Origin of the sequence: Litoribacterium kuwaitense, from assembly GCF_011058155.1 — a bacterium.
GTDB classification, from domain to species: domain Bacteria; phylum Bacillota; class Bacilli; order Bacillales; family DSM-28697; genus Litoribacterium; species Litoribacterium kuwaitense.
On the sequence record NZ_JAALFC010000063.1, the window covers coordinates 1 to 10,739 of the forward strand.

The following is a 10,739-nucleotide window of genomic DNA, read 5'->3' on the forward strand; positions in this document are numbered from 1 at the left end:
TACTCGTTACGACAAGTTGGCCACGTCCTTCCTAGCATTTGTATACGTAGCTGCAATTTTCAAATTGACACAGTGACGAGTTTTCAGACACGACCTAGTTCAGTTTTAACTTGGTTAATGCTAATTTTTTCAAGTTCATACGAATTACGAATATTGATGAACTACTTTTAAATGAGTTTGAATTGAAAAAACAAACGTTCTGACGGCTCTTCAGCTCTCTCAACTCCGAAAATTAAGCTAGAGCAACAGCATTTTGGGCCCCATAAGTATTGAAAAACATATCTCGTAATCCTGACCTTGAGTTGTTTACAGAATGATCAATGTTCATTATTCGACCAAAATCTTCACTTTTTCTAGCTCAAGTACCATTTGTCAGGTGCGTATGCTAAAATTGAGGATAAGCAATTCTTAACAGGAGAACATAAATAGCCCCTAAAAACAAAAGCTTGGCGGGCTCATTTTTAGGGGGATTAAGAAGTAAAGCTTATTTACTTATGTCATATTATAAGTAAATAAGCTTAAAAAGTAAACCTTTATAGTACAAAGACAATTTTATGGCTATAAATATACTTTTTCCCGGCTTCTTTCCCCTTTTATTTGCTTTATTCGAGTGCTCGTTGCGCCTTACTCCCCTGGTCAGTTCAGTGTACCATCCTTTATATTTCTGGTCATCTAAGGGCTTGTCGGTATCTTTGATGACCGAACATCCACAAAAAATTATGCCATAAAAAAACGCCTACCCGTGGGTTGACGTTTGATTATGGCGTATGCATGACCGTTTATGGCTTAATTAAAATCTTCACTTGTGATTTCTCTTGAAGGAGGGATTCAAATCCTTCAGTCACGATGTCGTCTAGGGCAATTTTTTTCGTAATCATTTTAGTGACATCCAATTTTCCATCAGCAATGAGTTGAATGACCGTTGGGAAAACATTGCGATAGCCGATAGACCCTGCGATATGAAGATCTTTAAAGACGACACTATTGGCATCAATCGTTGGATTGGACTCCCAAAGACTTTCAATAATGATTTGACCAGACATTTTTGTACTGTCAATGGCTTGTTGTAAAACAACAGGAACGCCGGTTGCTTCGAAGCTGACATCGACCCCGCCGTCGGTCTGTTTCATGATCTCTTCAGAAACATTGACCTCTGCTGGGTTTATTGCAATTGCACCTATCTGTTCTGCGACTTTTCTTCGTTCTTCTGCTAATTCCATGACAAACACTTTTTCTGCGCCCGCTAAGAAACAAACTTGGGCTGTAAGTAAACCAATTGGGCCAGCCCCAAAAACAGCCGCTGTTCCGCCCACTTTTAAACGACTTTGCTCTACTGCATAAAAAGCGACAGCAGTCGGTTCAACTAATGCAGCCAATTCATAGCTCATGTGATCAGGAATTTTATGCACCATGTTTTCCGGTACGACGGTAAACTCAGAAAATCCGCCCCCTACACCTGACATCCCGAAACAACCGATGACTGCACAAAGATTGTACCGACCCTCGCGGCAAGCCTTACATTCCCCGCAGAGGATCATTGGCTCGATCGTCACGCGATCTCCTACATTCACATGACGAACACCTTCGCCGACTTCGACAACTTCACCGGCAAACTCATGACCCATAATGACTGGAGCCGTCCCCTTCGTTAATGGGTGCGCCGTTTCTGTCGGGATCATAATAGGTCCAGCCACATATTCATGCATGTCACTTCCACAAATTCCAGCCTGCTCTACTTTGATTTTCACAGATCCTGCTTCAACTACTGGTTCGTCGACATTTTCTACACGAATGTCTTTTTTCGCGTGCCATACTGCTGCTTTCATTGCATCCACTCCTGTCAACTAGATCTAGAAGCACTTTGTATATCAACTTAATTCTAACATTTTTACCAATATAAATCCCATTCACTTGGTAATTTTATGTGACATTTTGCCCCTTATTTTCGATCTCCTATATTTGAATTTCTCTCTTTGCTTCTTTTTACTTTTGTTAGCCTCATGATGATTCTGTTCTCACCCCAACACAAAACGTTCTATTGAGGTAGAAAGAAAGGACGTCTTCCTTAACTGCACTGCTGCTTTGCCAACCACATCTGTATGCCACAGATGCCTAGCAACAAATTCATCAAATGTATTTCTTTCTCAACACACTTTGTAAGTTGAGCAATAGGTGCCTCAGCTATATTAGTTCGAACAGGAAAATATAGTATACTCATTGCACCTGGGATTTGGGTTGAACCTAACTTGACGATTTATTCATTTAAGGAGCTGTTTCCTCTGCTAGATAAGAAGTAATAGCTCTATGGTGGCATAGCAGATCGTTCACAAAAATAAGCCGCCAAAGATTTGGCGGCGGGGTTGTAGAAAAGTTTGTCATTTTTACCGCTATTGCTCGGTAGACTGGATGGCTTGTTTTAAGTTTGAGTAAAAAGCGGTTTTCGATAAATTTACGTCTTGGAAGGTTTGTCTGTATTGCTCGACATTTGTCACTAACTCTACTTTATCTTTAGAAATCTCAAAAATATTTGGTTGGGTTCCATCATAATAATGTGGTGGACCTTGTGCAGCGACAAATAGAAAAAACAAATACGTTTTTCCTTTTTCTAACGTCGACTTTAAAGGAGCTTTTTGATTCTGATAACTTCCCCCTTGGACAGAAACAAAGATCTCATCCTGTTTCACATCCCCTTTTAACACATCTGTAACAGTCACCTGATACTCAGTTCCAACTGTAACGGTCCCGCCTTCTTTTTCAGGATCATCAGGATCTCGATTTAAATTCACACCCTCCCCCTCATCCATTCTGTCCCTTCGATGATCACTGGAGAAATCGATAGACGTTGAATGTTTGGTGCAACAGACTCTACAGAATGTGTTTGTGGACCGATATCTTTTACAATGAGATATGCCCCATAAATAATGTCAATAGAGCCACAATGGCCACAATATAATAAATCTGTGTTCTATTTCTTATCAATCTGAATAACCTCCTTATCGTTTCAAGATTAATACATTGATTCAATTCCTTCTATATCATCAGTAGTTGGATCTGAAATAGCTAAAAAAGCTTGAACACTTTTTATCTGTAAGTTGCTTTTAGAGGATGTCTCTCCTGATAGTCTATTTTATCCGTTCACAAAGATGTATTTTCATACAACCTAATTAGCCACCTTGATTTTTAAAATATAATCACTTAAACTGATTATATTAATAAGTGATAATCATTAGAGGTGATTTACATTTGAGCCAGCTAGATCAATCTTATGGTTTTTTGTTAGGAAAAGTTTTGCAACAAATGGAACAGCAGTTTGCAGAGACATTGATCCCTTTTCATATCGATGCCAGACAATATGGTGTTCTCCTATTTATTCAGGAAAATTCGTACTCATCCCAAAAAGAGATTTCTGAAAAAATGCGTATCGACCGGACAACGATGGTGAGCCATGTTGATCACTTAGAAGCTTTGGAACTTGTGGAAAGGACGAAAAATCCAAATGACCGCAGAGCCTATAGCCTGATTATTACTGAGAAAGGCGCTCGCGTATTGGTGAATTGTTGGGAATTTTTAACAAGAACAGAAGCGGAAGTCTTATCTCCTTTAGGCCAAAAAGATCAGCAGCTACTAAAGGACATGCTTTTAAATATATGGCGTCATCATAAACAGTAGGAGGTTATTCACATGAATGCACTTGATTACTTTAATGCCCGTCTCCAAGCAACGATCAGTCCAATGGATTATTTGATAGCAAACAAGAACAATCCGGAAGCATACGTCTTAATCGATGTAAGCAACGGTCCAGCGCATGTAAGACATACTACGATCAAAGAGGCTATAGTGATCCCTGAAAAAGAACTACAAAGCCGGATCGATGAGATACCAAAGGATAAAGAGGTGATTGTTTACTGCTGGGATGTGTGGTGTAATACGGCTGCCAAGTCCGCCAAGTATTTACTAGAAAAAGGGTATACAGTAAAAGAATTAACCGGTGGAATTGCTGCGTGGCAAGAAATGAACTTTCCTATTTCCAAAACGATCCAAGAGGATGACACGGAAAACCATTGTGGCTGTTAAATAAATCAAAATCACAAAATGGTCGTTCAACGGGCACAGTGCCAGGCTCCAACGATAAAGCATCGGATCGGAACCTGGCACCATCCCCAACCAATCATTAATTCACAAGAGTAGCGATGATCGAAACTCGTAACATAGAAGAAGCATTCTCTATGACTTTTATGTAGCGGAATACATTCATAATGCACGATTCTTAGCGTTACTTACTCACCAACCCCTGCTCCTCCTCGGCCATTCGCCTTCTCTCCAAAATGTGATCGAAATAAGCGGTGTACTCGGAGTCTCCGCTGTAGGAGATCATTAAATACTCGATCGCGCGCGTCATTCCTATGTACATCCGGGCAGCTTCTCTGCTTTTATCCTTTTCTAATGCGAACGGTGTATTGTCTGCATTGACGATAAAGACCGCCTGAAAATCAAGCCCTTTACTGCTGTCAAACGTACATATTTTCAACGTGCCATCGTTCTTTTGATAAATCCGTTTAGATTCCTGGCTTTCTGTCACCCATGTGTAAGGGATTTCATACTTTTTAAAAGTGTTCTTCAACGTATCGATAACACTCATTTTTTGTGTTCGTTTGACACGGTACAAAACAAGCATTTCTTCATAGGGAACTTGCTTTTCTTTGTGAAGTTTGTTCATTGTCCTGGCTACGGTCTGTACTTCTTCACGCCAGCCATTGGCACGTATAAGAACTGGTTCGGGGCCTTTTCTTCGGGTGCTTTGTGGTGGTATGATTTCTTGTCCCTCTGCTGTTCCTGTCACAACTTTTTGTGAAGGTGCATGCGCTTGATAAAAGTCCCAGGCAAACTGTACGATCTGTGATGTATTGCGATAATTGATTTGCAGGATTTTTGAACGCCCTCTGAAATCAAGTCCTGTATGCTGCAAGTAATTTCGTCCTCGCTGATAAATCGTTTGCGCTCGGTCCTCCACAAGCAGCATCGAATAGGTCTCTTCGTTTAATAAGAGACTGACTAACTTTAGCCAATCGGATTTAAAATCTTGCCCTTCGTCTATTAAAACTGCATCATATTTCGGCAAAATGGTCTCTTTACTCTCTAATTTCTTTAAGATCACTGGAAGCTGAGCTTCAGAAATGCGCAAGTCTTGCTGCAACCATTCATGAAAGTTTTTGACAGTGATCCCCTTCATCCGCTCTTCGGTATCTATGGCTGCTTCAAATAAATCCGTCGGCTCCTCCATTTTCGCCCGTACCATCGCTTCAATCGACCGGGAAAGCGAAATGTTATAACAAAGAATGAGGATGTTCCAATCGGGATGCTGCTGCTTCATCAATCGGGCTCGGCTTGCTAGAATCAGCGTTTTCCCACTACCAGCAACCCCTCTGATCAAACGATTTTTATCACCTAACTGCTTCGCTAGCTTTTCCTGATGTAAATCCATTGTCTCTAAATGATGTAAAGAAAGTAACAATTGGTCACGGTACGGGGCTTCTTGTTTAAATTCTCGGCTAATCCGCACTTCCGGAAATAAGTGATAGCGAATTGCATTAATCTCCTCACTGGAGATCGGTTCCTTTAAACGAAAAGGAATGATAAACATGTTCAACAGTTTTTCAATTAAATGCTCCTCTGAAAAGTGCTCTTGGTCTGGATCAATTTCGTCACGTGTTAATAGAAAGGTAGGGTCAATTACTTCATAGAGATCAGCTTTAATGCATTGCGTCTGCGTCAAGCGTGTAAAAACCGTCCCAAACCCGCACGGAAATTTCAGCTTCCCTAAATACTTCCCATCTTGATGGGTCAGATTTCTGTCTTTTTTAAGCAGATTCTGAATAAGAAACATATACTCGCGCGCTTGTTTTAAAGGTGACTTCACCGTCACTAATCCATCACTTTTACTGTTAATTGTCCATTCGTCCTGGTTTAGACAATGAAGTGTTGTGAGGGTATAATCTTTAACTTCTAATACGAGCAATCCTAAATAAGGCCCAATAATTAAAAAGTCTGGCCTTTTTCCATTAATATCAGGCTCATAATAAACGATGTAATCATCATCCAGATATTTTTTTAACGTGTGGAAAAGGATACGTTCCCCTACGGTGGCTGAACTACGAATGGATTCTGGTATGGTAACGGCCACACGCCTCTCCCCCTTTTGATGAACCTATAGGTATTAATGACTATATTATCATTAAATGTATAATTTAGGTATTAGGTTTTTCTTTTTTTGGCATTTTTAGATTTTTTGCAGAAGCGACCTTCCTTTCGAACTCTAGGACACTATCAAAAAGCCAACCCACATGGATTGGCCGGCATAATAGAATTTCAATTTTTTCAGCGTTTCGTACATTATGAAAAACCCTACCACATAAGATTTTAGCGAAAATATGGAGAGCCGTTTCACCAATCGCTATCCTCCCCGACATCAGAGTTAATTGACCTATACCTAATACCTAACGCTTTTGCTCAACGACGACACCATTCACATAGAACCATTACATGTACTTTTTAGAGAAATAGTTTTAGCTATCGCCAACCGAAATTCATCTCCCCCTTACCGCTGGGCTGCGCCCCTCACGCGCTTGAAGAGGGAGACCTCTTTCGGAACTTAGTTAAAGCGCCAACAATCTCTTTCTTAATTTTGGATCGCTCGCATAGATGAACAGCCCGCGAATGCCTCGTTTCATTAACACATTCAGCGAATTTAAGATGATGGTTTCTTTGATTTCCTCGCTATTTTCAAACTCGTCTTTCCCTCGAAATGCTTCTGTATCTTTATAATGCTCCGGCAGAATTTTCAAGGTGTCTGTTTGCTCATCATATGAGATGGATGGACCTAAGATGACGGCGACATAGTTTAAATCAAAGCCTTGGACCGTATATATAGACCCAACTTCTCTAACCGTGTCTTCCTTTTCCGCCCAGGTGATACTGCCATAATCCCCATTCCAAGGCAGCTTGAAGCCTTCTTCTTCTACGTAATACGCTTGATTGTCTTTCTTATGTGTATAATCAAAAGTGGATACAATTCTTGCTAAGCCATATTTCTTATTTAGCGCTTGAATTTCTTCATGCATCGCACCTGCGGATGCAAAAATTCTAAAATCGTATTGCGGGTCTTTAGGAAATGCCGTTATTTTCTTCGCAACGAAATTCTCAATCCACTCTAACATGTCATTGCTTGCCTGCATTCGAAATTGGGTGGTTAGCTGATAAACCGGCTCGGTATTGTAATCTCCAACCGCATCTGCCTTCGATAAATGGGTGTATCAGTACAAAACAAGTGGTTCGTTCAAGGGGAAAGATAACCATACACCTGAACAGGAAGAGATCTTTCCCCTCAAGGCGCACCTAAAAAGTAAGCCGTGCTGATCATGGGACGAAAGTAGATGTGATTCGAAACACCGCTCCAAATCCTCGGTATCAGCAATAAGTGCTGTCCTACAACTTCCAAGAAGCGCATGTTACTCTGAAGCTCATATTCGTGATGAGCTGTCCGTCGATATATATTTCAAAAGAGTCGTCAAATCTATGGACATCGGAAAATCAAATAAGAATTTGATTTCTGTTTTTATTTCCGACTCTATTAAGCGTCACGGGCGAATTATTTTTAGTTCACCTGGACAAAATTAAACCAAGACGACTTAAATCATCGACTGGCAACCGGCAAGGACACCCATTATTTTATATAGATGCGGGAGTTCCCTTTACTTTTTTAGGTTACTTGTTAGGGATTGCAATAATATCGATTTCAATACTTGTACTAATTCTGGTGCTTATCGTGTGGTTTAGGAAGTCTACATTTTTCCACTTTAGAGCAATTAATTCTCACCCCTGGTTCCAGTATAGTCTAGTATTAGAAACACCAAGTAATCATGTTCAAGCCCATTATTTTTGGCCGTTTCTAAAAATAGGGCAAGTTTTTCTTTTTCGAGCACAGGAAGTCCTTCTCTTTATCTCATATGACTTAAAAGGTATCGTGGACAGTGTTTTCTCCATTTATCTGGGTAGTCAATATCAAGCGCGCTGCGTCCATCTTTCACGCAATATCGCCCACAAGGTTCTTGTAGCTGACCGGACTGAGAGCTGCGAAGATTTCAAATTGGTTTACCGAGCAGAAAGCCTAGAAAAGGGGCAGGCAGCGCTACAAACATTCGTGGAAAGGTGGAAAGAGACGTATTCAAAAGTAACGAAATCGCTATTGAATAACCCTTATATTTTCACATTTTATCGTTTCCCATCATCCATTTGGCCAAGCATTTATCCAACAAATTTGATTGAATCCTTTAACAATCAGATCAAGAGGTACAGTAAGCGTAAAGAACAAATTCCGAATGAAGACTCATTGGACCTCCCAGTCGACCATTACAATCAGCGTTTCGCCACCCGTTGCCACCGTGGGTTTGATCAGGCACGTTCGGAACTGGCTGCCATGTTTCAAACGAAAAGCTAAAGATTGTATACAGGAAAGGAGATTCCTTATTTACACAAAATTCTTGACGGTTATGGTTGGAAAAATCAGAAGTCTATGATATCTTAAGTACTAAGATAATAATTATAAGAAATATCAATCAACTTAGACCTATAAACAGCTAGAAAAAACTCCATTAATCATGATGTAAAGAAATAATTATGGCGATGAAATAATAGTAAAGCAGAGTTAGAAGGAAAAATAATAGAAAGGTATTTAAACAGCGAAAATAATGAACACTTTTAAAAAAGTTACAGTGTTAATGCCTGTATATAATGGAGCAAAGTACTTATCTGAAGCAATAGAAAGCATACTAAATCAAACATATAAAGAATTTGATCTTTTAATTATTAATGACGGATCAACTGACAACAGTGAGGAAATTATAAATAGGTTCTCTGATGATAGGATTAAATATATTGCTAATGACAAGAATATTGGTTTAATTAGAACTTTAAATAAAGGGATATGCTTAGTTAGAAGTGAGTATATTGCTAGAATGGATGCAGATGATATTAGTTTACCAATGAGGTTAGAAAAACAAATAAAATTTATGGATGAGCATCAAGACATTGCTGTTTCAGGGACATCTGTCTTAGTTTTCAATGAGAAAGGTACCATAGGAAAGTCTATAGTAAGTAAAGATTCTAATGAAATTAAAACTAGGTTATTATTTCACTGTGCCCTAATGCATCCTTCCGTTATTATCAGAAAAGGGTAATTGACGAAGGAAATTTTACTTACAATGAAGCCCACCAATCTGTTGAAGATTATGGTTTGTGGCAGCAGATATCATTTAAACAGAAATTGAGTAATATTCAAGAAGTTCTTGTAAATATAGGATTAATGAATCAGGAATTTCACAAATAGCTAATAAGGATATAAACAAACGAGATTCCATGCATATGCGTGTATATCAACAAGCTTTTGACTATCTAGGGATGGAAATATCTCAACATGATTTATTATTATATAGATATTTTCTCACCGCTAGAGCCTTTACGGAATCGAAAAATATCTTAGAAACAGCAAAATTATTGAAATTATTGAAATTCACTATAGAAAAACATGATTATGATATGGAAACCTTTAATACCATGATTAGTAGTCATTTTAGAGCAAATTGCTTAAATGAAAAATTTGATTTTTATCAAACTATTAAGATTTATAAAGAGTATTTTCAAGATATATTTCGTTTTAGTTAATGGGGTATCGCCAACATTTCGCGGAAACATACTTTAAGACATGGGAAACTTAGGTATCGCAATAGTTATTAAACATGTTGGTAGTACCCTAGGTAGGATTAGGAATATAATAGGTGATTTTCCAAATAAGTATAATTATTGTTAAATTTGTAAAATCCACTGATGTTTTAAGAGGGGATGAATAATTTATTTAGTCGGTTTCAAGGTTAAAAAAATAACATTGAATTTAATTTTTTCCTAGTCCATTTTATGTATTAAATTTTTAAGAAAAGAGGTTGATTGTTATGAATTATAATAATGTGAATTTGAAATTAAAACCCAAGGTACATATTACTGAGATGGGAAAAAATTTAATAGTATTCGATGAAGCTAGTGGCGAGTTCTTTAGAGTCGATGAAATAGGCACTTGTATTATTACTAGCATAAGCAAACAGATTCCAATACAACAAATGATTAAAAACATTACAGAACAACATGACATTGAACACAATGAAGCTGAAAATGACGTTAATTCATTTTTAGGTTCTCTTTATCAAAATGACTTACTAGATATTGGGTAATTTTATGTTAAACACATATCGCTTTAGTTAGAATTGGGGTCTGTTATCCACGTATAAGGGATTAGATGCTTATCAAAAGCTTTTTTCAAAGTATCAATGACACCTTGTCTTACACGGTACAAAACTAGCATTTCTTCATACGAGATCTTTTATTTTGGACTACACAATAATATTGACCGTTAAAATGTGTAATGCAAGTATTCCTAGCCGCTGAAAACCCTTTATTAATATCATGATTAAAGATTTTTATAGCTTTATTGTTCTTATATTGATTTAATACATCTTTTTTTGTGGGATCGTCAAGAATTTTGTGTAAATAAAGAATACTTCTCCACGAATGTTTGTAGCGCTGCCTCGCCCTTCTCTAGGATTTCGGCTCGGTAAACTAATTTGAAATCTTCGCAAATCTTAGCCCGGTCAGCTACACGAACCTTGTGGGCGATATTGTGTGAAAGATGCACA

10 protein-coding genes and 2 pseudogenes are annotated in these 10,739 nt (G+C 38.3%); 6 read left to right on the forward strand and 6 right to left on the reverse strand.

Annotation, left to right across the window (positions count from 1 at the left end):
• Positions 1 to 779 precede the first annotated feature (779 nt).
• Complete coding sequence (locus G4V62_RS18085; protein ID WP_165204912.1) at positions 780 to 1,826, reverse strand: 2,3-butanediol dehydrogenase; 1,047 nt, start codon at positions 1,824 to 1,826, stop codon at positions 780 to 782.
• 561 nt (positions 1,827 to 2,387) lie between these two features.
• Entirely contained in the window at positions 2,388 to 2,786 is a 399-nt protein-coding gene (locus tag G4V62_RS18090; protein ID WP_165204914.1) for a hypothetical protein, read from the reverse strand.
• 457 nt (positions 2,787 to 3,243) lie between these two features.
• On the opposite strand from G4V62_RS18090, the gene G4V62_RS18095 reads away from it, so the two are divergent.
• Positions 3,244 to 3,669, forward strand: a complete 426-nt coding sequence (locus G4V62_RS18095) for a MarR family winged helix-turn-helix transcriptional regulator (RefSeq protein ID WP_165204916.1) — start codon at positions 3,244 to 3,246, stop codon at positions 3,667 to 3,669.
• A gap of 12 nt (positions 3,670 to 3,681) precedes the next feature.
• Positions 3,682 to 4,074: a rhodanese-like domain-containing protein gene (locus tag G4V62_RS18100; protein ID WP_165204918.1), complete on the forward strand. Its 393-nt coding sequence runs from the start codon at positions 3,682 to 3,684 to the stop codon at positions 4,072 to 4,074.
• A gap of 199 nt (positions 4,075 to 4,273) precedes the next feature.
• On the opposite strand, the gene G4V62_RS18105 is transcribed toward G4V62_RS18100, so the two are convergent.
• Complete coding sequence (locus G4V62_RS18105) at positions 4,274 to 6,181, reverse strand: 3'-5' exonuclease (RefSeq protein ID WP_165204920.1); 1,908 nt, start codon at positions 6,179 to 6,181, stop codon at positions 4,274 to 4,276.
• A 472-nt stretch (positions 6,182 to 6,653) separates the two neighbouring features.
• Positions 6,654 to 7,259 (reverse strand): annotated as a pseudogene (locus tag G4V62_RS18110) (DNA/RNA helicase domain-containing protein); the annotation flags it as partial.
• A 719-nt stretch (positions 7,260 to 7,978) separates the two neighbouring features.
• On the opposite strand from G4V62_RS18110, the pseudogene G4V62_RS18115 reads away from it, so the two are divergent.
• The 4 genes and pseudogenes from G4V62_RS18115 to G4V62_RS18130 form a co-directional block, all read left to right on the forward strand.
• Positions 7,979 to 8,494: pseudogene (locus G4V62_RS18115) on the forward strand (transposase); the annotation flags it as partial.
• Between the two features lie 250 nt (positions 8,495 to 8,744).
• Positions 8,745 to 9,233: a glycosyltransferase family 2 protein gene (locus tag G4V62_RS18120; protein ID WP_165204924.1), complete on the forward strand. Its 489-nt coding sequence runs from the start codon at positions 8,745 to 8,747 to the stop codon at positions 9,231 to 9,233.
• 184 nt (positions 9,234 to 9,417) lie between these two features.
• The gene (locus G4V62_RS18125) at positions 9,418 to 9,717 is read left to right on the forward strand and encodes a hypothetical protein (RefSeq protein ID WP_165204926.1); all 300 of its coding nucleotides are present in this window, start codon (positions 9,418 to 9,420) and stop codon (positions 9,715 to 9,717) included.
• Positions 9,718 to 10,001: 284 nt separating this feature from the next.
• The gene (locus G4V62_RS18130) at positions 10,002 to 10,277 is read left to right on the forward strand and encodes a PqqD family protein (protein ID WP_165204928.1); all 276 of its coding nucleotides are present in this window, start codon (positions 10,002 to 10,004) and stop codon (positions 10,275 to 10,277) included.
• 124 nt (positions 10,278 to 10,401) lie between these two features.
• Here the strand turns inward: G4V62_RS18130 and G4V62_RS20935 are convergent, their stop codons facing one another.
• Together G4V62_RS20935 and G4V62_RS20445 are read right to left on the reverse strand one after the other, a co-directional pair.
• Positions 10,402 to 10,602 (reverse strand): glycosyltransferase, encoded by a 201-nt coding sequence (locus G4V62_RS20935; protein ID WP_376768328.1) that lies wholly within the window; start codon positions 10,600 to 10,602, stop codon positions 10,402 to 10,404.
• Entirely contained in the window at positions 10,577 to 10,738 is a 162-nt protein-coding gene (locus G4V62_RS20445) for a transposase (RefSeq protein ID WP_376768329.1), read from the reverse strand. The genes G4V62_RS20935 and G4V62_RS20445 overlap by 26 nt, the downstream gene beginning before the upstream one ends.
• Position 10,739: the final 1 nt, after the last annotated feature.